14 protein-coding genes are annotated in these 25990 nt (G+C 55.1%); 2 read left to right on the top strand and 12 right to left on the bottom strand.

The genetic code is table 11. The features are described 5' to 3' along the window. The first annotated feature begins 137 nt into the window (after positions 1–137). Positions 138–4832, top strand: a complete 4695-nt coding sequence (locus KJ970_10940; protein ID MBU2691431.1) for a GNAT family N-acetyltransferase — start codon at positions 138–140, stop codon at positions 4830–4832. Between the two features lie 44 nt (positions 4833–4876). Here the strand turns inward: KJ970_10940 and hutU are convergent, their stop codons facing one another. From hutU to KJ970_10920, 4 genes are read right to left on the bottom strand one after another with little or no spacing between them, the layout of a single operon-like run. After that, positions 4877–6553, bottom strand: coding sequence for a urocanate hydratase (gene hutU, locus KJ970_10935; GenBank protein MBU2691430.1), 1677 nt, complete (start codon positions 6551–6553; stop codon positions 4877–4879). Beyond that, on the bottom strand, positions 6550–8640 hold the full coding sequence (locus KJ970_10930) for a hypothetical protein (protein ID MBU2691429.1): 2091 nt from the start codon (positions 8638–8640) through the stop codon (positions 6550–6552). Before KJ970_10930 ends, hutU begins: the two co-directional genes overlap by 4 nt. Further along, positions 8637–9005 (bottom strand): DUF2304 domain-containing protein, encoded by a 369-nt coding sequence (locus KJ970_10925; protein ID MBU2691428.1) that lies wholly within the window; start codon positions 9003–9005, stop codon positions 8637–8639. Before KJ970_10925 ends, KJ970_10930 begins: the two co-directional genes overlap by 4 nt. 16 nt (positions 9006–9021) lie before the next feature. Next, positions 9022–9774, bottom strand: coding sequence for a glycosyltransferase family 2 protein (locus KJ970_10920; GenBank protein ID MBU2691427.1), 753 nt, complete (start codon positions 9772–9774; stop codon positions 9022–9024). 136 nt (positions 9775–9910) lie between these two features. On the opposite strand from KJ970_10920, the gene ligA reads away from it, so the two are divergent. Further along, on the top strand, positions 9911–11959 hold the full coding sequence (ligA, locus tag KJ970_10915) for an NAD-dependent DNA ligase LigA (GenBank protein ID MBU2691426.1): 2049 nt from the start codon (positions 9911–9913) through the stop codon (positions 11957–11959). On the opposite strand, the gene KJ970_10910 is transcribed toward ligA, so the two are convergent. The 8 genes from KJ970_10910 to KJ970_10875 all read right to left on the bottom strand — a co-directional run bounded on the left by KJ970_10910 (position 11940) and on the right by KJ970_10875 (position 25990). After that, complete coding sequence (locus KJ970_10910) at positions 11940–13700, bottom strand: peptidyl-prolyl cis-trans isomerase (GenBank protein MBU2691425.1); 1761 nt, start codon at positions 13698–13700, stop codon at positions 11940–11942. The two genes, ligA and KJ970_10910, sit on opposite strands and share 20 nt — an antisense overlap. A gap of 102 nt (positions 13701–13802) precedes the next feature. Continuing rightward, on the bottom strand, positions 13803–15509 hold the full coding sequence (locus KJ970_10905) for a BamA/TamA family outer membrane protein (GenBank protein ID MBU2691424.1): 1707 nt from the start codon (positions 15507–15509) through the stop codon (positions 13803–13805). A 76-nt stretch (positions 15510–15585) separates the two neighbouring features. After that, positions 15586–18951, bottom strand: coding sequence for a hypothetical protein (locus tag KJ970_10900; GenBank protein MBU2691423.1), 3366 nt, complete (start codon positions 18949–18951; stop codon positions 15586–15588). Between the two features lie 8 nt (positions 18952–18959). Then, on the bottom strand, positions 18960–19820 hold the full coding sequence (locus KJ970_10895; GenBank protein MBU2691422.1) for an NHL repeat-containing protein: 861 nt from the start codon (positions 19818–19820) through the stop codon (positions 18960–18962). Positions 19821–19973: 153 nt separating this feature from the next. Further along, on the bottom strand, positions 19974–20735 hold the full coding sequence (locus KJ970_10890) for a hypothetical protein (GenBank protein ID MBU2691421.1): 762 nt from the start codon (positions 20733–20735) through the stop codon (positions 19974–19976). 9 nt (positions 20736–20744) lie between these two features. Beyond that, positions 20745–21563, bottom strand: coding sequence for a hypothetical protein (locus KJ970_10885; GenBank protein ID MBU2691420.1), 819 nt, complete (start codon positions 21561–21563; stop codon positions 20745–20747). 36 nt (positions 21564–21599) lie between these two features. Further along, the gene (locus KJ970_10880; protein MBU2691419.1) at positions 21600–24767 is read right to left on the bottom strand and encodes a hypothetical protein; all 3168 of its coding nucleotides are present in this window, start codon (positions 24765–24767) and stop codon (positions 21600–21602) included. A gap of 242 nt (positions 24768–25009) precedes the next feature. Further along, a complete protein-coding gene (locus tag KJ970_10875; protein MBU2691418.1) occupies positions 25010–25990 on the bottom strand; it encodes a PorV/PorQ family protein in 981 nt (326 codons plus the stop codon).

Raw genomic sequence — 25990 nt, 5'->3', positions numbered from 1 at the left:
CAGTGTATGCTTGTTGCCTGCCCCGCCTCCTCTGCCGTAAATATGGTTAGGTTACCAGAGGAAGAGTTGCCGGTTAAGCGGCCTGCATGGAGCGGCCGACAATAAGCGGCAGGGATTAAAAGGAAAGTGGAGCCGCCATGGTACCACGCAGGGAAGAGAGTCCGGAAAGATTCGCCGAAAATCTGCGGGGCCGTCTTGCAGCAGCCCACCAGAAACCGGAGAGAGGCTGCTTCGCCGACTTGTCACTGATGTTGAAAGACCTTTTAGTATGGGGCCGCCGAGCGCCCTCCATTTTTGACAATCTCTCTCCCACTCTTCTAGGCGCGGCGGAAAGCGCCGGGGTCGCGTCGAACGAAGAACTGGATTTCCATCGCGCCCTCTTGACCCTCATTCACCTGTCGCCCCTCCGCAAAGATATCGCTCGACACGCAGCGGTGGATCGTTGGATGAATTGGTCGCTTGAAGCGATCAATGCCGCCCGATGGACGACCGGAGCTCTCTTTCGTACGCACGCCTCTATTGAGCCCAACAAGACCCTCTTCCTGGAGCCTGGAGAACGTTTTGTTAAAGAAGTTTCCTGGCGCGATGCAGAGGAGAAGATAGAACTCATCGCCAGAGGTCTCAACGCCTTTCTGCGCGAGTCCGACGGCCGCTGGAAGGAAGAAACCCGGCCGGTTCAGGTGGCGATCCTTTCTGAAAATCGATTGGAAGGAGCCCTCTTTGATCTTGCCTGTTTGACAACGGGGATCCCCAATGTAGTCATCCCTCCCCGCATGATCCCGGAGCACCTTGAGCAGGTTCTTCAGGAAACACGGCCCTCCCTTCTTATTGTATCAACCCTTCAACAGCTCGAAAAAATCCATCCGTGGGCGGAGCGATGCCCCAGTCTAAAAGGTGTCGTCGTCTTGGACTGTGAAGGTTCGGATATCTTTCATCCTGATGATCTCCTGGAGATGGGCCAAGATCTCCCTATGGAAACCGTTTTAGAGTGGGAATCACGTGTTGTACCTGCCGATATCGCGACTTATATGTACACTTCCGGCACGACAGGTCGCCCCAAAGGACTCATTTTCACACACCGGAATCTGGTGAGTAAAAGAATCGCCCGGGCCCTGGCTCTTCCAGAATTGGGGTCCGATGATCGGTTTCTCTGTTTCCTCCCTCTGGCGCACACTTTTGGGCGCTGGTTCGAGATGCTGGGTTCCATCTTCTGGCGGGCTACCTATGTTTTTTTACTCGATCCCTCCCGCGATGGAATGCTGCGCGCCCTTAACCGATACCACCCCACTTCATTTATCAGTGTCCCCCAGAAATGGATTCAGCTGTACGAGATGGTCACCTCCCGAACGGCCAAAGATGGACCCCAACATCTTGTTCAACAGCTTGTTTCTGAAATCACCGGCGGACGCCTGAAATGGGGGTTATCCGCGGCCGGATATCTCGATCCCGCCATCTTTCACTTTTTCCAAGATATGGGAATCGATCTTGTCAGCGGTTTTGGGATGACCGAAGCGACGGGGGGAATCACTATGACTCCCCCGGGGAATTATGCCGCCGGCAGCGTCGGTCCGCCCCTTCCGGGGATCGAATTAAAAATAGCAGAAGATGGAGAGCTTTTGTTACGGGGTCCTTATGTCGCCCGTATTTATGACAGTGAGAATCCTGACACCAACAATCCCGAGGTTGATTGGTTCGCGACAGGTGACCTGGCGGCGATAGATAGCAGAGGTTATTATTCCATCGTCGGACGAAAGAAAGACCTCTTTAAAAATGTAAAAGGAGAAACGATCGCGCCGCAGCGGGCGGAGAATCTGCTTCAATCATTTCCCGAAGTCGAGCAGGCGGTCCTCGTCGGTGACGGGCGTCCCTTCAATGTCGTGCTCATCCACACTCGCGGAGACGCCCCTCCGGGCGACCCTGATGTCCGGGAGCGTATTTCCAATATTGTTGCTTCTGTCAATCGTTTCCTCGCATCTTATGAGCGCATCGTTGACTTTGCGCTGCTTCCAAGACCGCTCGATATCGATCGTGGTGAACTAACAGCCAAGGGAACCCCGCGCCGGGAAACGGTGGAGGAACATTTTTCACATCTGCTTCACGAACTCTACCGCAGCGCCGGCTGGCATGGGCTTGTCAACGAAGTTGAAGTGAGGGTTCCCGAGTGGATCTTCCGGCATATTGGACGAACGATTGGTGATCTTGAAGCGATACCGAGTGGTTTGGCCTGGCATGGTGAAAAGAAAACACTGACCTTGAAGTGGCTGGATCCGATTGGAGGGATAATCCAAGTTGGATCATTGGTCTATCAAGCCGGGTCAGGACGTTTTCATCACCTTGATCTGGAGGATTTTCTCCGGATTCCGGTCCTTTGGCTGGGAAATGTTGAATTGGTCGATTTCCTCTATGGGACCCTGCTGCGTCTCCCGCGCCGCCGGCGGACGGTTCGCGAGCCCTTTGTTGTGGAAGCCGCATCACCCGGCTCATGGTCCGATGTCATTAATATTTGGTCTCCAACAGACGCTCAACAATGTCTTGGTTTGGAATGCCTGCACCGGGCCTTGACGGCGGCTCAATGGTCGGAGGAGCAAACCGCGGTTGCGGCGGTTCAGTGGATCGCCTCGCTGCTCGACTCTCCCTCACCTGATCGTTCGCAGCTTTCCCGGAGCCTTTTGCGGCGGCTACTGACGGATGCACGCCTTCCCGTCGCCACCGAGGCTTTGATCCATCTCCTCCCGCGGGAATCCGAGAAGGAGCTTGAGCAGACCCTCGCCTCCTACGCCGATCGTCATCCTGAATCAATCGACGAAGAGATTTTTGCTCGGATAACCCAGGCTTCGCTCTCGCCGGCGCAGCTGCGGCGTCTCAGCCATATGGCCTGCCAGGAGGTGAGAGACCACCCCAAAAACCCGACGCGGGGACAATGGTTGCTGGAATTCTTCCGCTTTATGGGACCGCGCCGGCCTCAGTGTTATCCCTATATTCGGGAAGCATTGGCCAGCTGGTATTTTCTCGGACCGGAGCCGATGCGGTTGAGGGCCCGGGTGCTGCTCTTTGAACTCCGTGAGAATTATCGCAGGGAACTCGAGGCGGAGATGCCCCTGGTCCGCGTGGAACATATACAATTCAGCGCTTCGCTCCGGCCTGAGATTCGAAACCGCACCCGGCGGCTCCTGACAAAAACCGCCTGTGTCGCCGACGCCGTGGAGGTTCTCAGCGGCGGTTCCTTGTCGGCCCGCCGCCTGGATGAAGCCTCTATATTTGTAGAACCTGAGAAGTGGAGCCGCGATCAACAAATCCTCAGAGTTATTGTTAATTTACCTGGTGGGGCCACTTGCGAATTTCTACTGCGTCCTGAAATGGACCGTCCGCCCGAGAAAATACTGGAGGATATCTGGTGGTATCTGCTGCTTGAGATCTCGGGTCCCCGCGGTCCCTTGACACCGCACGTCGGCGGGTATTGGAAACAATATGGTGTATGGACATCCATGACCTCACCCTTCCTGCCGGTTGATGTTCTTCTGGATCAATTGGAGCAACAGGTCATCCGCCGCGATCCCCGCGGCCGCGCCGGCGCCTGGACTCATCTGGCCTGGAGCGCCCTTACCGCGTTCATTGAATTTTGGGATCGCACCGGGCGTCATTCGATGCTCTCCGATCCATCCCCCCGGCGTGTCGGTGCACCGCTTCATGACTATCAGGAGGGCACGCGCCTGTTGTCGCTCGGACCGCTGGAGACAGCCGGCAGCCTCCGCCGGCTTTTCGAAGTTCTCTGGGAACGATTTGTACAATATATAGAAAATGACCGCCCCTCCTTAAAAGGCATCGTGACCTGGGACATCCTCTTCTCGGCTTTTGTGGAAGCCGTCGGCCCCACCGAGGGTATCCCCCTGCTCGCCGGAGTCCTGGAATTGGAGGCGCGCTTTGAGGGTGTCACCTGGAAGGCAGATTTGGAAACCTATCTTCAGAATGTCGCCGCGGGAGGATTCCGCGCCCGGCGGTTGACGATGGCTGCCGCCCGTTACCATCGCTGGATTGAGCGTAATCCCGAGGTTTCCTGGGTCGCGAAGGCACGCACTCTCAGTGAGATTTATGAAACATATCATCTGACCTCAATGGAAACGGATTATCCTGAAACCCGGATCCGCGTTTTTCTGGAGACCGTGTTCGCCGACGCGAGAAAAGAGCTGGTTTTGGAATTGGAGGCTTTGCTTCAGAAGGCAAGGAAACATCGTATCGGATTCGATGGACTGCTCGATTGGGTTACAAATCTCCACCAGAAACTGCCTTTGGGAGAGGATGAGGTCTATTTTCTCGCTCGGCTGACCTATGGAAGCCTAACCCCCGGCCGGGAAGCGGCCTGGATGATATTGGACCGCGGCACCGGACCCAAATTGGAGCTGATCATCGCCCGGCGGGACAGTCTGGGCAACGAGGTATGGATCCGGCCGCCGGCGCAGCCTTCAGAGATTGTACAATTACATCAGCACTTCCAGGAGGAGGGTCTGCATGTCCACTTTCAGCCGGATCATGATTATCTCCTCCTCGTCGATCAGAAAGAGCATGTCCTTGGGGGTCTTTTCTATCGGGAGTTCTCACCCAAAGCAGTGCATATGGAGAAAATCGTGATCGGCCACTCCCGGCGCGGGCGCGGTCTGGGCGCGGCCTTGATGGAAGAGTTCTGCAGCCAGTCCCGGGACCGCGGCTATGATGTCGTCACGACCGGCTTCTTCAGGCAGGAGTATTTCGCCCGGTTGAAGTTCGGGACAGAGAAGGAGTATCCGGGCCTTGTGAGGCGTCTGCGGGCGCCGGAGATCAATGCGGAGTCCGGGTGACAAGAGCGCTCGGCATCCCCCAACGAGGCAATATAATCAAGCCGTCACCGCTGTTTTAACATTGGAATGATAATGTTGTTCTTGCGGGCTTCATCAACGGCTTCATCGTAGCCGGCATCGGCATGCCGGATGACACCCGTTCCCGGATCGGTGGTCAAAACCCGTTCCAATTTGGCCTCTGCCAGATCGGTCCCGTCGGTGACCACGACCATGCCCGCGTGCAACGCCTTACCGATCCCGACACCGCCGCCGTTATGGATGGAGACCCACGTCGCCCCGCTGGCCGTATTCACCAGCGCATTAAGGAGAGGCCAGTCAGCGACCGCGTCCGATCCGTCCTTCATCCCTTCAGTTTCCCTGTAGGGTGAGGCGACCGAACCGGCGTCGAGATGATCCCGCCCTATGACAATGGGGGCTGAGATTTCACCGCGGCGGACCAGATCGTTGATGACCAGGCCGAACCGCGCTCTATCTCCATAACCCAGCCAGCAGATGCGCGCAGGAAGCCCCTGAAAGGCGACCTGTTCAGCGGCCATTGGAATCCAGCGAGCCAAGATCGGATCCTGCGGGAATGTCTCGAGGATGGCCCGATCGGTCCGATGAATATCGGCCGGGTCACCGGACAGGGCGGCCCAGCGGAAGGGCCCTTTACCCCGGCAGAAGAGGGGCCGGATAAAAGCGGGGACGAAACCAGGATAACTAAAGGCTTCCTCATAGCCGGCATCCTTGGCCTGGCCCCGCAGATTATTTCCATAATCGAAAACAACGCTGCCCAGATTCTGAAATCCCACCAGGGCTTCACAATGCCGCCTCATCGACTCCATGGCGGCTTTAATATATCCCTTCGAATCACTTTCCCTCAATTGAAGAGCTTCTTTATAGCTCATCCCGCCCGGAACATACCCATTGAGGGCGTCATGCGCTGAGGTTTGGTCTGTAACCATATCCGGTTTTAATCCACGGCGCAGGATTTCCGGCTTAATGTCGGAGGCATTGCCGAGAAGACCAATGGAGAGAGCCGTTCGATTCCGGACGGCCTCCTCAACCAAGGTCAAGGCTTCATCAAGATTCTTTGTCCAGCGGTCCAAATAACGTGTTTGAATCCGGCGTTCGATGCGGGCCTCATCGATCTCGATCACCAAGGCGACACCGCCGTTCATCGTAACCGCCAAGGGTTGGGCGCCTCCCATCCCGCCCAAACCTGCGGTGAGAACCCAACTCCCTTGGAGAGTTCCATCAAAATGCTGGCGCGCGGCCTCAGCCAGGGTTTCAAATGTGCCCTGTAAAATACCCTGCGTTCCAATGTATATCCAGGATCCGGCCGTCATCTGCCCATACATCATGAGCCCTTGCTTTTCCAATTCCCGAAAGACATCCCAAGTTGACCAGTCTCCGACAAGATTTGAATTTGCGATCAATACTCTCGGCGCCCAGGGATGTGTTTTAAAAACACCGACCGGCTTCCCGCTTTGTACAAGCAAGGTTTCGTCATCCTCCAATTCCTGGAGGGATTTAACAATCGCATCGAAACATTCCCAAGAACGGGCGGCTTTCCCGCGGCCCCCATAGACAACGAGTTCATCCGGCTTTTCCGCCACCTCGGGATCAAGATTATTCATCAGCATACGCATTGCCGCTTCGGCGCCCCAACCCTTGCAGGTTCGTTCCGTGCCATGGGGCGCTTTCACTTTGCGAGGACGGCCTGAATTCTGTGTTATCATGATGAAGTGCCTCCTTCTGAAGAATCTTGAGCGAACCATTTATAAACCGCATCCGCCGCCTCATCCGGCGATCGCATGGCGCGCGACTCCACATCCAAGGATTTCTGAAAATTCGGTCCATATCCGCTGAGGCAGTACCTTGGATCCAGAACGAGAAACACGCCGCGATCCGTCCGGCGTCGAATGAGCCGCCCAAACCCTTGTCTGAATTTCAAGATCGCCTGCGGCAGGGACCGCTCCTGAAAAGCCTGTCCCCCGCTCACTTGGATCTCCTCGGTCAATGCCTCCTCGAGTGGATCGGAGGGCACGGCGAAAGGAAGCCGGGTGAGGACCAGAATCTCCAGATCGGCGCCTGGAAAATCAACACCCTCCCAGAAACTCGCCGTTCCCAGAAGGACGGCCCGGTGTGATCGGCGAAAACTCTCCGAGAGTTGCGCGCCCTCTTCGCCGCCGCGGACCTGCTCTAGAATTTTCATTTTGGGAAGTGCACTCCTGAGTTTCTCCGCAACGCGGCTGAGAAGATCCCGGGATGTGAAGAGTACCAGTGTTTTTCTGGGGGTTTTTTGTACAATCTTCTCGACAACTTCGGCGACATAGGTATCAAAATTCTTTGAGTTGGGATTGGGGCCTGATTTGAATCCCAACGACAGAACCTGTTCCTGCATCTTAAAAGGGCTTGGATAGATCGCCGACATGTAATCGGTGGGGCTGAGCCCCACCTGGCGCGTCATATATTCGACTGAATCCCCCACCGCCAGCGTCGCTGAGGTCAGCACCGAAATCTGCTTTTGATAAAAGAGCTTCTCTCGAAGGTCTTCACCGATATCGAGCGGTATCGATTTGAGCACGAGCCCGGTTTCGGGCGCATGATCGTAGGCATACACCCGGCCGGGATCATCAGGAGAGAGAAGATGCCGGAGCGCGGCATCAGAATTCCGTATTTCCTCAATACCGGTCCGGACGCGATTCCACTGCTCGTTATCCCGTTCGCCGGCGGGCGCCAGCTCCTCAAGGCTTTCCAAAAGATTGCTCAATCCCCTCCCAATCTCGGACAAACCGCCCAGAAGATCCTCCGTCTCCGCGGCCGGCAGGGGAGATTCATCCGCCGTGCGGTAGCGGCGCCGGAATCCATTCTCCGGGATCGGATCCTGTGGACCTCGGAAAATGAAGTCGGTGCGCTCATGGCATCGATGAACGGCCTCTTCAATGCGGCGAAGGGAACCCATCCATTCAGTTCGCCGGACCGGAGGGGCCAAATCGCGGACCAACCGGCGCAAGGCGTCAGTGGCCCCGGGCTCTCCCAGTCCACCCGCCTCTCTCAGCGCCTCTTCTGTTTCGCGGCGGCTGAGCTGAATCGAAAGGCTCTGACGGGCGACATCCGCCAGGTGATGGGCCTCATCGATAATGATGGCCTCCGATTCGGGAAGAATTTCACCCGAGATGGCAAGATCAGCCAGAAGGAGACTGTGATTGACGACAACAATCTGCGAATCCATGGCACGCCGCCGGGCCGTATTGTAGAAGCATCCCGTCTCGGGCGTGCAGACGCCGTTTTGACAAAAGCGTGGATGTGAGGTGATCCGCCGGAGAGATCGATAGGCACGCCGGCCCAGATCGGCCACCTCGGCCAGATCTCCCGTCTCGGTTAACTTGACCCATCCTTCCAAACGCTGGATCAGGTACTGGCCATCCAATGACGACCCTTCCTCCTGCCGGAAGATTTCCCATCTTCGGCGGCAGAGATAATTCCCCCGTCCCTTAAGAACCGCAACGCGCAGGTCGGGATGGACCAACCGCGAAAGGAGGGGTGCGTCATTTTTTATAATCTGGTCCTGCAGGGTCTTTGTGTATGAGGAAACGATGACCGGGCCATTCTTGAGGGCCCATTGCGCCGCCGGCACCAAATAGGCCAGTGATTTCCCGATGCCGGTCGGGGCTTCCGCAATGAGAATTCCAGTCCGATCGAAAGTCTCCATCACCCGTTGGGCGAGTCGGGTCTGTTCCGGGCGCCATTCGTAACCACTTATGACTCTTGCCAAAACACCGTTTTCTTGAAAAACTTCTTGAATGAAGCGTTGGTTCTTCAATCTACTTTGCCCCCCGGTTGTCGCCCGCTGGATTCCACTTCATGTTTCAATATCGCGATCTCCTGCGCCAGCTTCTGATTCTGATGTTCCAGCTTCGCCATGGTGGATGACATTCGAAGCAGGATGAACAGCCCTCCGACCAAACTTATTAGAAAAAAGAGGGCCGGTGGATATTGTATACCGATCCAATGGGAGACGCGGTCGGCCAGCTTCTGCGCCACAGCGAGAAGGAGCCCCCCAAAGGCAACGGAAAGCCAGAGAATCGACACTTCCAGCCCTAAATTCCAACGCCGCAATTGGCGTACCACAACCAGAACAACTAAAAAACTCAGCAGGATGACGAAGACGCGCGCTTGCGGCTCCATTTCGACTCCTCTCCCCTCACTCGGCGATTCCGCCCCTAGGATCTTCAGATGATTGAGGCCGGATGGCCCGGCTGGCGGACAGAGGCAGGGCCAACCCCATTTTGAGCGCGTAGATAATCGGCTCGAATCCCCCATGCATGGAATGACCCCCGGTTCGGGGATGCATAATAACAGGCACCTCGCCGATCCGAAACCCGCATCGTGAAATCCAGACGAGAACATCGGCATCCGGGGCATCCGATGGGAATCCCTCCCAATCGGCATAAAAATCGACCAGCCGCCGCGAAAGGGCCTGATACCCGGATGTCGGATCCGAAATCGGCGTGTGCAGCAACTGCTTGGCCATCCATCGCAGAGCCCCCATCCCGATTTTCCGAAGCGGTGAAAGAGTGTAACTCGGGCCATCCGGGTGAAATCTTGATCCGATGACGAGATCCAAATGCTGCTCCAGCAGATGCTCCAGAAGGTCGGGCCCCGAAACCGGATCATGCTGGCCGTCCGCATCCATCTGGATCACGATATCGGCGCCCAACCGGGCGGCGAACCTGTACCCGGTTTGCAGCGCCCCGCCATAACCGAGATGTACCGGCAAATGAAGAACGCGGGCGCCAAATGAGAGGGCAACATCAGCCGTGTCATCCGCTGAAGCATCATCAATAACGACCGGCATCGCTTGTGGCAACGCCGCCCGAAGCTGTTCCAAAACTTTGGATATCCGCTGCGATTCATTCCGAGCCGGCATGATGATCACGACGCGCTGCGCTCTCATATCTCCCTTTCGCTGACTCCTGGAGACTAGTGAACCGGACCGATTCCCTCAATACCGGTGCCTTGTGAGGATTGCACCTCTGGGTCCCCCGCCTCTACGATCCTAACAGGACTGGAGGAGAAAGGGGATCGATCCGATGGCCGACGCCGAAATCCGAAGGCGGTTAGAAGAGCTCCGCCGACAGATACACCATCACAACCGGCTCTATTATGTGGAAAACCAGCCGATTCTCAGCGACCGGGAGTTCGACCGCCTCCTGGATGAGTTGATCCACCTTGAATCGGAGAATCCGGATCTGTACGATCCTTCGAGTCCGACTCAAAGGGTCGGCGGCAAACCCCTTGAAGGCTTTGAATCCATCCGGCATGCGGTGCCGATGCTCAGCCTCAATAATACCTATAATGAAGGGGATCTCATCGAGTTTGATGTGAGGGTTCGCCGGTTTCTCGGACAACAGGAACCGGGTCCTTACGCCATCGAATTGAAGATCGACGGTATCGGCATCGCGCTGCATTACGATAAAGGTCGTTTTCAAACCGGCGTGACCCGCGGTGATGGCACACAAGGTGATAACGTCACCGAGAATCTCCGCACCATCCGCTCCCTTCCCCTGGTTCTCTCACAATCTCGGTCTGGACATTCGGCCATCCCACCGCAGCTCGAGGTTCGTGGGGAGGTCTTTTTCCGCCGCTCGGCCTTCGAAACCCTCAATGCCGAGCGCCTTCAACGGCAGGAAAAGCCTTTTGCCAATCCACGCAACGCTTGTGCGGGAACTCTCAAACTCCTCGATCCAAGTCTGGCCGCACGCCGCCCGATGGATCTCATCGTTTATACATTCGTTGGGGCCGGCAACCACGGATTTGCCAGCCATATTGAAAGCTTGCTCTGGCTTAAGTCCATCGGCTTTCCCGTAAATCCGCTTCTTGAGCGCGCCGCATCGATTCAGGAGGTCATCCGTCTTTGGCGTGACTGGGATGTCCAACGGCAGAAACTCGACTATGAAACCGATGGACTGGTCGTCAAGATCGATCATTTGGATATCCAGCAATCGTTGGGATTCACGGCGAAATCGCCGCGCTGGGCCATTGCCGCCAAATTCGATACGAGCGAGGCGATCACGCGGATCAAGGATATCGTACTGCAGGTTGGCCGGACCGGAACGGTAACGCCGGTCGCCGATTTGGAACCGGTGGCGCTTCTCGGTACAACGATACATCGCGCATCGCTGCACAATGCCGATGAGATTCAACGTCTCGATGTCCGCGTCGGTGATACCGTTGCGGTGGAAAAGGGGGGTGAAATCATCCCCAAAGTGACGCGCGTCCTCATCGATAGAAGAAGCGGATTGGAAAAGCCCTACACTTTTCCCAGGAATTGTCCAATCTGTAAGGAGCTTCTCTCAAGAGAAGAGGGTGAAGTCGCGGTTCGTTGCACCAACGATTTTTGTCCCGCGCAGAGAAAACGTCGCATTCTTCACTTCGCTTCCCGTGCTGCGATGGATATTGAAGGGTGCGGTACCGCGGTTGTTGATCAATTAGTTGATGCCGGACTTGTCAATGACGCATCCGATCTTTATATCCTCGATCCTGCCGACCTGATGTCACTTCCTGGATTCGCAGAGAAATCGGCGCTGAATCTCGTTGAAGCGATCCGGAAAAGCCGGCGGCCGGATCTTCACCGTTTTCTCTTTGCATTAGGAATACGCCATGTCGGGGCCGGCGCAGCAAAGATATTGGCCGCAAAGTATAAATCATTGAAAATGATCCAGAAGGCCGGGTTGGAAGATCTCGAAGACTTGGAAAATATCGGCAAGGTGATGGCCAGCAGTATTCATGACTACTTCAACAATGATCGGAGCCTAGCCTATCTGAAGAGACTCAATGAACGCGGTGTCAAACCAAAGATTGTCGAAGGGCGCAAAGACGAGAAAGCCACTCCCTTCTCAGGGAAAGCCGTTGTCTTGACTGGAACTCTTTCAACATTGACCCGGGAAGAGGCCAAAACCGCCATCGAGAATGCGGGAGGGCGTATTGTCTCGACCGTGAGTTCCCGAACCGATTTTGTTTTCGCCGGAGAGAAGCCGGGATCAAAAATCCGAAAGGCCCATGATCTGGGCCTTTCGGTGCGCTCTGAAGACGATCTCAGAGAAATGCTCGGACTCCCCGTTAGGAAGCGGCTTCTTTGAGAGGTTCCTCATTGATCTCCAATTTATATGCTTTGCAGAGGAGGGGCAATTTCGTCGCCAGCAGCCGGTCAACACCTTCATCTACCAGCATCTTGGTGGTAAAGATCTTTGCCACCTCCCATGCCAGCGGTTCTCCCGGCACCCGCGAGGTGACCCGGAAAACAGCCCATGTTCCGACGACCTCCACCGGATCACTATAGGTATTCAGCGGCAGCTTTCCTGAATCGACCAATTGCTTGGCCACATGGGCGAATTCGGGGAACGCATCCCCCTGCGTCAATCCTGTCGCCGGAATGAAGCGGACATCCGGCAGAATGACCGATTCCTCTTGTCCGACACTTTCCCAGGTGTGTCCCTGGCGGAGGCGGCCTGTTGCCCTTTGCGCCCGTTCCTTTTCCCCCGCGGGATAGAGGATGCAGCCGAAATCAACCATATCGTGTTTTAGAAAGTCTGCTTTATGCGCCTCATAGTAGACCCTTATCTCCTCATCCGTGGGCGCCACCTCTTTGGCCAAAACCTGCGTGTGATAATCATCGAGGAGCATTCTCTCGGTGTACCGATCGACGGCATCAACAACATAGGCATCCTTGTCCCAGCCTCTCTCTTCGCATTCCTCAACAGCGAACCAGCGGAACATTCTTCTTCTCACATAGAGCGCCGTTGCTTCCACCGTCGGAGATTTATTCGGCCAGAATTCCAAGTCGCAGTAATTGAGCGACTCCAGAAAATCTGCGATCGACCAACCTCTGTTAGTGTAGGTAAACAGGGTTGTTGAAAGTTCTTCCGAATTAAAATATTTGTCCCCCGGCGGATCAAGTTCCCTATATTCAACTCCGCCTACTGTTGTCTGAATTGCATTCAATGAATCCCAGAATGCGTAGAAGCCGCGCCGAATAATACGGAGCGCATCATCATTCATGAGAAAACTCCGGGATTGAAGCATCTTATCCCGAATGCTCCGCTGAAGATTCTGATTGTACAATTGGATGGCCGCGGCTTCCCACTGCTTTTCCTTTTCTGGTGAAGACTCGCGCATACGAATATCATCGACGCGTATAATGTGATAGCCCGTCAAGGTTGAGAGGGGCATTCTTGAAAATTCACCTTTCTGAATCTCTGTAAAAATGACAGGGGCCATCGCCTGCCACCCATCGCTGTCATATTGGATCCAGCCGACGCGACCACCGCTGTCCCGGCTCTCGGTATCGCTGGAGTATTCCCGCGCCAAGCTTTCGAAACTCTCCCCATTTTGAATCCGCCCTATCAATTCCTGGGCCAATTCAGTGGTCCCGACCTGAATCCGGCTGATAAGCCTCTCTTGGCCGAAGAGATTTCGATAAAACGCCAAGGAGTCCGGGGAGATGGCATTCTCACTCATCGCATTTCCCCAAAAGGCTCCCAGGATCCGGCGTTCCTTATAACGGCGGATTTGTACCTGCGCTACTTTTGACGGCCCCTTTACCATTTTGTGCGCTTCACTCAGCACAACTTCCTTGTGGGCCAGAGTTTGCGCAAAGGCAAGCCGCTCACCCGGCGTCGCCCCGTCATAACTTTCGTCCCCGTTAACGCGGTTGAATTCACTGATGACAATAGATAGAGGAATTTCCTTCCCCTCCATCTTTATCACAATGGGATCATTCCCACCCCCGCCACATGCAGCGAGAAAAACCACAAGAATGGCGGCTCCCGCAAGAATGACACCGTGATGCCAAGGAACCCCTATATTGTTTGGCTTCATCATATTCCTCCAGACGGTCTACAGCTCCATCACAGAATGACGCGGTCGGCGTCATCTCGCCCTCACCGGATTCATCATTCTACCACTACCGCACCCAAAACGGTCCTAGAAGGGAGCATTAAAAGAGAGATGCAGGCGCCCCGCCGTGGGATCTTCCCCCCAGGGCACACCATAGTCTATACAAACCAGACCCCGCCGTGAAAGGGATCTGATCCCAATCCCGTAGGATCCGTGTGTCTCGAGAGGGCCTTTCGAGCCCAGGATCCCATCCTCCCTCGCCCAAGGAGAGATGATGGCCGTGTCCAGAAAAACGAGCCATCGCGCCCCCCCGGGACCCAACCGCGGACCCACTTCCATCTGAAAGACACCATAGCGGATAACTCGAAAGGCTTCCTCACGATACCCTCGGAGCGTCCGGGATCCCCCAATAAGATAGGTCTCGTACATCGGAATCGGGTTCTTGAGGATCCGGCTGGAACTTTGAATCAAAAGACGGCCGACGCCCAAAAAAGGAAGGGGATGCCGGCCTTCACCCTTCATCATGATCTCATGGACCGTCTCTTCCCCCAAACCATCCCTGGAAGATTGTGATTTTCCCGTCGAATAGGATAAACCGGCTGAGAGTCCCTTTTCCCTATCGGGATCACCCCCCAATCCCTCCCATCGCAGGCCAAAAAGAGAGGAGGATCGGGAGTTTTTCCCACCGAGCGATTCAGCAGCGACATTTTTTTCATGCCGGTAACCGACATCCAGCCACAGATTATCGTCCATTTCCCAAGAGACGGCGCTTTTAAAATCGGTGCGGGTATATAGAGTATCCTCTAAAAAATGGGCTACCTCGGCATACCACCGTAAAGGAAGCTTCCAGAGGGACGGTTCGTCATATCTCAGATTAAAACCCGTGTGGTCTTTTTCCCGGCGCTCCCACATCAAGCCAAAGGAACGACCCGTGCCGAAGAGATTTCCCAAGTTGATATGTATAATTCCTGACAGAGTCCGGTTCTGACCCGAATAGCCGGCAACCGCCTCGAATTGATTGTAGGCGGCCGCTTCGATTTGATAGACAACCCGCGAGGAAAGGCTTCCGGCTGCCGCTTCCGCCGGGATCAGTTCCAAACGCGGGCCGTAAATCCCCGCAAAAAGCCCCAGCGATTGAAGCCGGCCGGTGCCCCTTTTCCAATGGCGCTCATCATATGGCTCGTCGAGATCAGCAGAGGCCCGTATCACTCTCTTCAAAAATTCCGGACGCGTATGGTGACTCCCCCGAAAGTCAACCTCTTTCACAAAAACCAGAGGACCTGGGTCAACCTCGAGCGTCACCGACAGCTGACCATCCTTCATAACGGGCTGAACAAAAGAAACCGACGCAAAAGGGTGGCCGTGATCATCCCAGAAGGATAGGAGATCATCAGCAGACTTAAGGAAGGCCTCGCTCTTGATGCGGTAGACCTGCTCCAAATCATGACGGATACGATCTTTCCTTGGAAACCAGTCAATGGGCAGTGAATCCGGTTTGATCGTCACGATATGAACAGCGGTAAGCGACCATACCGGGCCGGGTGCAACACGCCAATTCACTTGATCATTTTCGGTCCAGGGCCCTCTGATCTCAGCCCCCCAATACCCCTCACGGACCATAAGATGAAGCAGAGCCTCTCTCCGGCTAACAGCTTCCTTGGAATCAAACGGTCCGGCCCTTTGAACGGAGAGAATATCCCGGATTTTTTTGCGGATGTCGTTATCGCCCCCCTCGAACTCAATGTTCGTCGGAAGTGATTTCTGCGCGGTCACCGGCAGGATCCAGAAAGGCATGAAGAGCATAATAGCACAAAGCTCCCGCACTATTCCCGCCCAACGCTGATGTTTAAAATATATCATCATATATTTGTTAAAATATCGCCCGTACCGAAACCCGGCTGCTGACGACAGCCTTTCCCTCATCCGGGTGGTGGCTTTCCAGCCAGTAGTTCAGGTCAATGTATTTTTGAAGACGGAGATCAGCCGTGGCGCGCACCGTCCAACCCGGCTTCTCCAAATTGAAAATCCGTGATGTTGTTTCATCGCCTGTCGCCCAAAGTCTCTTCACGCGCAATTCGGCCCGGCCGCCGGTCAAATTAAGGACAAGACCAGGCGTCAATTCCCATAGGTGTCTTCTGGTGATCGTCTCCTCTCTTTCTGATACTGCGGCTGTCTGAAGTCTCAGTCGGATCATTCGAATGACCCGGTAAACCGCCGTCAGTTCAGTGCGCCTCTTGATTAAACCGGCTGTATCGGACAACCCCTGAAAGCTTCCCAGCGATGTCCGGCGTTCCTCATCCGTCCACATTTGCTTGCCTTCAAGGCGCAGCCGGTCATGCGGGGATGACGTCGCGGATAGTTGCAGGGTCTTTGTCTGCTCTCTCTCCTCAATGCCATTGGGACTTCTGTTGATTCTTGTCTTTCCCTCCCAACGGATGGTGGGGGAGAATTCCGGTGTCCTGGTTAACAACCGGATATCCGAGCGGATATTGCCTGATCCACTGGAAGCCTCCCCATGCCGCCCCCACCAGCGGCCCGGCTCAGCGATGATGGTGGTGAGCTTTTCCGGGCTTTCCACACGCGTCCGCAGATAGAAAGACCACTCCGCTTCATTCACCCATCGGTTGCCGGTTGGATGGCGGCGCTCCTTGACTCTTTTGCCCGGAGCCGCCGTCCATTTCCCCGTGACATCAAGAATCGACTGGAGTTCCTCGGCGCCTAGATCATTGTAAAAGACTTCGTAGTCCCCAACGCCGATGTAACGTCCCAATGCGTCGTAATGCCCTAGGTTTTCTCCTACAAAAGTAATGATCTGATCCCGGATCTTTACGGCCTGTGAGGTAGCCTCCGTTCTCCACTGTGTCGTCCAGGCTCCATTCCATAATGACTGTGAAATATTCAACTGGCCCAGATAGGTTGTTCGACCGGGATTTTCCGTGTAGGAATGAAGTTTACGCCTTACAAAAAGCGCTCCGGCTCGAAAAGAGGGAGTCCCCCTCCATTCGGATTCCAGTTCCGTTGTCAGACCATCATTGTCCCGTTGCTCTTTGCCTCCATTCAATACCCAATGGCGCCTCCAATTGATGCGGGCTCTCAGGTTCAATCCACGATCAGGTTGTCCCCGGCGAACGGTCGCATCAAGATCCCGGAATTGGTATCCGGTGGCTGTCGCGCCCTTTCCCCATGTCGAATTTTCCCTCAGATAGGTAAAATCAAGACGCCCGTTTTTATCCGCGACACGGATCCGTTCGGTTGACCGTTCTCCTTTCAAACCTATTGAGTCTTCCGAAGCCACACGCGTCATCCGCCCCTCAAGCCGTGCCCAGGAGGCCATTGCAAAGTCCGCCGTCAGCCGCCGTGCTTCAAAACCGGACCAAGATTCAAGCCGGTCCCAGCCCGCTCCCACGTTAACTTTCTCTGTCGCTACGAGACGCAGTTCAGCGCCCTGTTCCCTCTCCCGGCCGTTCAGTGTCCCGGAGGGTGCATTCCATTCCTTTTCGTAGAATCCGGATTGAAGGCGGCCCGGGGCTTGGTAGCGGTCGCCAACCTGGCGGGCGCGCAGACGTGTTTCAAAATGGCCGATCTCACCCCCGAGTATCCGCAGCATCGGTGATTTCAATGTTGTATTTATTGTATAGGCGCCATCGACATTATCACCATCATCCTTGTCTGAAAATGCATTTCGATCGTAACGTGAAAATGCGCCTTCGGCCTCGACCCGCGCTAGACCCCGCTCCAAAACCAGGGAAATATCCCCCACTTCGAGCGCTACAGGTCGAGGAACCGCTCGGCCAGGTTTATAATCCCCTTTATTCTCGCCGGCATAGACATAATAGGTAACGCCATAGGTATGTGCTTCCAGGTAATCACCGCTTCCATCTCCTACTTCGACAAAATGAACGACATAGGAACCGCTATCCGGGCCCATATAACGGAATATCGCCTGGGACACAGTGTCCACTTCCACCTTCGCATAATCGCCGTGCAAGGGACCCACATATTGAATCCCGGAATCAAGACCCGGTGCTATACCATCCCCGACCTCTTCGAGCAGTGATGATTCTTCGTCCGATAGAACAAGGCCCAAGGGATGGGCGCGGTCATCCTGTTCTCGAAGGTAGAGTATTCTCCAGAGGCCACGCGATCCGGGGATCACCGACCGCAGGGCCAAAGAATAAAGGCTTCGCCGGTAGGACTCGAGTGACACCTCGAAATCGACGACGATCTCAGAACGTTCAGACATCGGGTGGCGGCTTGTAAAGGTCAATTCACCAAGGCTGTAATCGATAATATAGCTCTCTGTTTCTCCCCGCTGCAGTTTCTGACCGTCCAGCCACACGACTTCGCTTCCCGCGACGATGACGCCATCTTCCTCTCTACCCAGAAGAGCATAGGGGCCTTGCCGGCCCTCCGCGCCGAAGAATTCAAGAGATCGAAAACGGCCCCTGGAAACCGCGCCGACGGCATGAGTTTCATGCGATCCTATTCGAACACGACCATCCACGCCCTCCAGTTGGCGTTGGAATGAAGCAAGGCGTAGACCCGATTCCTCGATTTCCAGGTCGCCAAGATCCAATTGGGCATCCGGGGCCTCGATTCGAAGATAAACCTTGTCAAGATCCTCCAATTCGCGAGTGGTCCCCTCAGGCTGCAGAGGGGTCTCGCGGTCTGTCAGGATGGCCTGCACCTTCACATTGGAGGAAACGCGGCCCGTTATGGTTAGATCTAATGTTTGATCTACGGCGAGGTCCTGCTGGGAACCCATCTCTACACTGAATGTTTTGCTCCCCGAAATATTAAGTTTTGTATCCGGTTGCGCATTTCTGGGACTCTTACGCTCCTCCACGACCTTGGGCGCCTCCCCACCGGTACTTTCCTCAATGCGCCGATGGCTATACATAACGGGAAGGTCTATCGGCAAGTAATTATATTCGATCACAGCCGAATCAGCCGCGGGTGCGGCAAATGGCAAAATGAGAAATCCCAGCGACGGCTCCAGGCGAAGAGAATCACCGCACAGCCAACGGCGGCCCATCCACTCCATCGCGAGGGAATGCGGCTCAATATGATGATGCGGTAAATATAATGTCTCGGCAGCGGCCTCAATCCAAAGCCTCATTGCGGCGTGGCCGGGTCGGTGCACCTGCTGTTTGGCGGGCGCGTCACCGGCATCCAGGCGGGAGGTTAAACAAACCCCCAAGATAATAAAGAGCAGACAGCGGATGTAACAACGCATCCGCCCCCCTACCGGCCGGTCTGAGAATATGGGTCGGAAATGAGATGAAGCCGTCGCCCCCGGGAATCCAGAACTAAAAGACGGCCATCCGCAATACCGGCCAATTCCAGAGAGGTGCGGTCCAGCCACTCGAACCGCAACATCTTTAATTGACGGGACTCTGAATCCACCTTTCCCGGGAAGAGCGCCAGCATCCTTCTCTCACCAGGATCGGCAACCCAAAGAACGCCGCTTGAATAGGCAAGCTCGGTAGGGCGGGATTGTGGATGTTCCTCATCACGCAATTTCCAAATACGCAGCAAGCTGCCTTGCCGGCCAATCTGCAAAACACGTCCGGAGGGTGGGTCGGCCACATAAAGATTTCCCACCGGATCGATTTCCAGGTTTGTGGGCGCGATAAGCCGTTCATCTCCCGTAAAGTCTTCACCGAGTACCCTGTTCAGTTTTCCATTTGGATCGAATATAAATACCCGGCCCTCCAGACGGTCCAGTACAGCGAGAGAACCTGTTTTATCAACTACCAGATCTGTGAACTCCACATCTGATGAGTGCGCCGCCTCGGTCAAAGCGGCTTCCAAATCAAATGATGTTTCAAACCGTCCTTGTAGATCAAAGACGGAGATTCGTTGGAGCGATGGATCTAATGTATATACATGCAGGCCCCAATCAGCAAAGATTTTTGTCGGGTTTTCCAGAACAGGAGAGGCCTGTCCGGACGCAAGAAATGTTTGCGACGGCTGACTCTTTTCCGGGTCAATGACCCAAATGGCCCCATTGGAGCCATCGATAATCAACACCCGTCCAAGGGGATCCAACGTCGGGGAAATCGGCAGAAGGAGTCTGTTGGGAAGAGGAAGAGATTGTACCACCTCGGAAACGATTTGTTCTTCAGCGATGGATACAGAAGGGAGACAGCATAGAGCAAATAGAATGATTATCCGTAACGCAACGAAAGCCCATCGGACCGGACGAAAGATCATAAGAGACACCAAATCATCTTCCCTGACCCTAAGCAGACCTCTCTAGGGAATGGGGATCGACACACAGAATTGAAGCGGCCCCCGGTTATCTGGATCCGGCTGCAAATGAAACGTAAGGCCCCGATTCGATCCAGGCGCCTGGAATGAACGTGCGGCATCTATGGCGCTGAGCAGGCGGTTGACGATACCCACCCCGATCATATAGGTGCGTCGCTGATACGCGCTCATACTTGCGGAACGTTTGTCCCGGTATCGATGGCGATCACTTTGGTTTTCCCACTCCCATCTCCGGTCGGTGGGGATGGAATGGTTTTCGACATAGGCCCGCCGCGCCTCCAAGTCGTCGAGGTACCGGGCGCGCGCATCACGTTGGACATCCTGCATATAATCTTCCGTGCTCATATAGCGGCCGACATTTCGATAATACTCCTCTGAAGCGTTATCACCATTTTGAACGCCGGCCATGACCTCGGCATAATCGATATAGCTGTTCCGCCGCAAGTGTCCTTGTACCTGAAAAACGGTAAACGCGGTCCAGATTCCAATTTCAGCGCCCAGAAAAGCCTCCGCCCTGCCGCTGTGACCCGTCATCTTTTGTCCCCAGCCCGGTATCGCCATCGAGGCGGCGATAACCTTCATTCGGGAGGTTTCATGATAAGGTGCGCTTCCGGCGCTCTGTGAGTTGAAGATGAGAGCCGGGGATAAATCAGCATTCTCAAAGGGGGAGGCTTGCGCCAAGGCGGAAAGCACCGGAGCGCCACAGATCGCCAGAAACATTAATATTGTTAAAATACGGCGGTTCATATAACTCTCCTAGAGATGTCTAACCAGTCGGAATACGGCCCGCGGCCTTCGATAATCGCCTTCAACATCCATTCGCAATTCCGTTTGCGGCGCAACCTCCATCCGCATCGACCGCGCTATGCGAAAGGCATCCACAGCGCTGACAATGTGATTGAGAAAGATGATTGTCATGGCTGTATTGGCTTTCCCGAGAAGAGAATTGGAGACATCTCTCAATTCTCGATAGTCATCACGCTGCCAAGGCTCTCGCCAGCCGCAGGCATATTCCTCTCTCGCAACCTGTTCGTAGTAACGGTTCCTATGGTTCTGCATGAGGTCTACGATGGTCGAATCCGACTCCTCCGACCAGGAACACCCCTCGATACCCGAGCCCTCCCGGTACCGCAGCGTATCCCATTGCGCATCGGCGAAGTCTTTGAACTGGTCTTCCTTTCGATGCCCATCCGATCTGTAGGAGAAGTGCGCGATCAGCGCCGCCACTTCAACAGCGAAATAGATCAACCCTCTTCTGTTTCCCGAGTAGAGTTGTCCGGCTCCCGGCATAACAGCAGACAGGGCAACGGCCAGCGCCGGCGAGGGTTCTTGAAGTTCTTCATCCCCGGAAACGAGACCTTTTGCATCATTCCCCATCATCAGCTCCAGCGGCGGCGATGGGTCAAGCATGCGGCTGGTATAAAGACCTGTAGGGATCCAGATGCTTTGCTCCGCGCCTTCAGCCGCTATCGACGCCGTAGGTGAAAGCAGGAGGGCGCAAAAGAGCATGAGAGCGACGAGCGAGGATGAGGAACATCCGCCTACGGCCCCCCTCTTCTGCAATCGCTCCCTCATGAGACAATACCTCTCTCAGCCGCCCGCGGACTCATATCAACGGACCACAGCCAACTTCTTCAGCGTGGAATACGACCCCGACGCTCCTTCAACCTGAATGCGACAGAGGTAGAACCCCGGCGCAAGATTCGTCACATCGAAGGGAAGACGTTCCCCGTCGGGAGCGCCCGCTGCCGTCCATTCCCAGGACTCCACCTTGCGTCCCTCCGCATCAAGCGCTTCGAGTTTAATGTGGGCCGGTTGTGTCAGGGGGATATCAAGGGTGGCTTGTCCGCTCCTGACCGGATTCGGGTAGATTTTGGCGGGTCCACTCACCAGGTCATCGCCGGCGGCCTCCGGAATGGGGATGCGCGAATCATCGACGAAGCGCGTTCTCATGGCGTTCCCTCCCGGGGTACACCAGTCCCCCTTCCTGCTGTCCGGGATCGTTCGGGGGACATCGAGGAGGGTAATCCAGCCCCTTGTATCTCCCACGACGACCTCTAAATCTCCGTCGCCCTCCAGGTCACCAACCCACAGGGCGCCCGTGACTTCATACCCCAGTGTTTGGGGCCATCCCCACGCCTGCCGGCCATCAGCGCCGATGGCGGAGAGTTCGCCCCGCGGTCTGGGTTGGAAAATCAGCCCGATATCGTCACCGGCCGGCGGTAAAATCAAGGGTGGGGCATGCAGAGGACCGGGAATATCATCATCCGCGGACCAGATCTGGCGTGGGAAATGGCTCTCAGGGCTTCCATCGAGAGCGCGAACAGCGATCGTTCCAGAAGCAAGGGGGATGACGAGTTCCAATTGTTGATCGCCATCAAGATCACCCATGGCCAGGTATCCTGCGGGGGGTTCACCAAAATCAATGACCCCCGCTTCCCCAACCCTCGAGCCATCGGCCCCAATCGGCCACCGGTAGAGCCGGCCGCGCGAATCGAGGGCCCAAAGCCCCCCGGGATCACCCTTCCCTCCATACTCGGGACGGGCCACCGCACCGATCAGATCAACCATTCCTCTCTCGCGATCGGGCGTAACCGGCCAGCCCTCCGCAATCTCGAAGGAGGCGTTTTGTGATCCGTGCGCGACACCGATTTGTCCATTCTCTGTTGTCCAATAGATTTCGGTGCTTCCATCTTCATCCAGATCCCCCGCGCCCAAAGCGGTAATCGGCCCTCCCCCTGGTTCAAGCCGCCACAGGAGAGCCTGCTCAAGACCCGGACAAAAACCTCTGATTCGACCATCTTCCCCACCGACGACAACGATCGAGTCGAGAATCACGGGCGAGCCGGTGATCATATGAGGTTCCTGAGCTGCAACAAAAGAATCCGGCCAGACGAAGCGCGGGCTCTTCTCAGCGAGATCCCACAGATGCAGTTGTCCCCCGAGGCTGTTTGAGGCCAGCAGCCCTCGGGCACCGTCAGGCCAAACAAAATCGGGATTCCAGGCGAGAGCGCCGGACAAAGGCCCTTCGGATAGGGCCCAGCGGCCGATGCCATCAGCACCCATAACGCGTGCCAGATTGAATCCGTCGGCCGTAAGGGCAAAAAGACCATCCCCACCGGCCAAGATATCCAGGGGGCCGCCATCCTGATCCAGATCAAGGGCGACGAGAGCGCCCCAACCCAATGAGCCGCCGACGCCCTTGGGCCACCGCGGACGAGTCCAGCCGTTTTCCCATTGAAAGCGCATCGTGACGCCGGCCGGATCGAGAATGTCCATGGATATAAAGGTCGGCGTGCCGTGGCTGCTCTCGGTCGAGGGTTCCGTGTCAGGTCCAAAGAGGTGAAAACCTCCCTTATACCAGTAGTCATAAGGACCACCCGTCCACTCGGGGCTGTATAGATCGCCAAGGTCCGGGATACCATCAGCCTCTACAACCTGAACTCCGCGGTGATCGTGAAAGATATTGATCCCGCCGTAAAGATATCTGAGATTGTCGTTGATCGCCTGCCAGTCGATATGCCAAATCAGCAGGCCGCCGCCGGGCAGCAGATAATCATATTCAAGCGCACCAAGGGTATCTTCCGGCGAATCTTCAGCTCTATCGGGACCAAGAATGACCCCCGTCAACGAGTCAGCGCGGAGGATCACAGCGCCATCCCCATTCAGGTCATAGGGTCGATTCTCAATGAAATACCATTCCTCCAAATTCAGTGGTAACAGGAGTATCTCATTCGATGCCAAAACCGCATCGAGGGATTCCTCGCCCGGACTTTCAAGCTCCCGGAAGCTCACCCCGGGGCCCTCGGCGTCACCCTGGAAAAAGAGATATTTATGCCAGGGATCCACACTCGAGGGGATCGCGCCCCGGACAAAAACAAGTTCATTGTTTTGATAGGGATCGGGCAGCACACCATAGGTATTGTCACCGGAATCCATCAAACTGAACATTCCAACTTCCGGCAGGAATGTCCAAATATTGTATAAATCGTGAAATCCCAACTGATGGCCGAACTCATGCGTCACGACCCCGTTGAGCGCGCCCATAAATCGATCCTGTGATACCGTCTCGGGCACCACCATAATCAAGTCAACGAAGACCGTGGAGTCTTCCAGAGCAATCGGTTCCGTGGTGAAGAGATTGAATGAAGGAATATCATAGGAAGTATCATAATTGATGTCGCCCTGAAAATCCGGCCCCGCATGAAAAAGAAGGAAACTGTCGTATTTGCTGAAATCGATATCGGCATCGGTTGTATCCGCTGTGACCAGCGCGTCCTTGATGAAGCGTTCCGCCAATGTCAGAAGGTCCGGATTATCGATGCTGACGACCCAGGGGCCGTAATTTATCGTATCATCAAGGTGATAAGCTGAATCCTCTTCGGCTGGAAAGACATCATATTCAATCCATAAACTGTGACCGGATTGGGCCCAGTAGTAACGTCGCAGGGCTTCAAGATGAGATTCAAAGAAGGACTTGTTATGCGGCGGTGGATCGACGGGTACTTTCGCCTCTGCTGCGGATCGTAGATCAAACCCGCCGTCGGCTGTGGTCGATTCGTTCCCGGCTGAATCCTTTAAAAAATCTATCCGCAAAGCGACGACATTAACCGTATCGATTTCAATTCTCTTATCCGGATTGGATATCCGCCGATTTAGAGCCTTCCAATCGCCCCTCCGGATCTCCTCAAGCTTATCCCTGACGGAATGATCCCGGCTAAAATAACCGTAGGGATCTTCACCCGCTGAACTTTTAAGAAGGCCGGGAAACTCCCTCATTCTGTCAAAAAGAGCTTTCCCCTGTTCAGGAAGCAACATCTGCGGGTTTTGGGGAATGGATCCGCCGAATGTCGTCTGGAGTGCCCGAATGGGGGCACCCCTCGGCTTATGACCCGATTGAATAGACTGGGGAAGAATGAAGCAAAGAATCCCTAATAGGACACCAAAAGCTCGAAATAATCGCAACGCGCTCCTCCAAAATCAATCTCCGCTCCCTCCAATTCCTCCCCGTGCCGAAGAACCTAGAAGCGGTAATTGATGGAAAACTTGCTGACTCTGTCCAGCCCTTCAGCTTGCGGAACACTGGCATATTCAAAAGTGAATTTGTGGTAAGCCAGACCGAATCCGAAGGTCGGATCGATAATCTCACCCTGCTTGTCATGAATATACCCGGCGCGCAACGCGAGAACGTTGCGGTAGGCCCATTCAGCACCCCAATTATAAATCGGCTTCTCATTACTATAGACAAGCGATTTGTTAAAGTCGAATGACGCCAAGACTCCCATATCTTCTGTTTCCATAAGATAAAGACCCAATCCCAGCCTTAGGTTTCGGCCGATCGGCTGTGAGTCGTCACTGGAGAGAAAAACAATATTGGGTCCAAGATTTTGCACAACAGCCGAGAGGCTCACCGGTGTGTTGGTCGGCCTGTAGAGTAGGCCCAGATCGGCGGCAAAGGTATTCCCCTTGCCTTCTCCTTCAATACCGCCGGCCCCCTCGGGCGCGAGATCGACATGCACAAATTTCAAGCTCACCCCGCCATAGAGATCTTTAACAAGACGAATGCCGGCCGACACTCCGGGAGACACTTCAAAAGAATAAAAATCATCTCCTGGATTTCCAAAATCATCAACCTCTGGGGATGTACCGTAGCTCAGGAAAATAATATTAAAACCGATGCCGCCCCACCCTTTGAGGTGCTGCGCATAACCGAGATATTCGTAGTAGACATCATCGGCCAAATCGGGCACCAGCTGGGTATGCATGAGGCTGAAGATCCGATCTTCCATCATTCCCAGGGCCGCTGGGTTCCACCAATTCGCCGTGGCATCATTTACAACGGCGGAATGGGCTCTCCCCATCGCATCCGCCCGGGCGCCCGGTGTAATTAACAAGGAGGCCGCTGCGGCGGTTCCCTGTCCTTGTGCTGGTTCCAGCCACCCCATTGCCGCGCTGAGAACCAAACCAAGAAACAAGACGAGACACAATTTCACCATTCTCAT

Source organism: Candidatus Eisenbacteria bacterium, from assembly GCA_018831195.1.
GTDB lineage: Bacteria > Eisenbacteria > RBG-16-71-46 > CAIMUX01 > JAHJDP01 > JAHJDP01.
The sequence above is the reverse complement of the archived record's forward strand: the minus strand, read 5'-3'. Positions and strand labels throughout refer to the sequence as shown.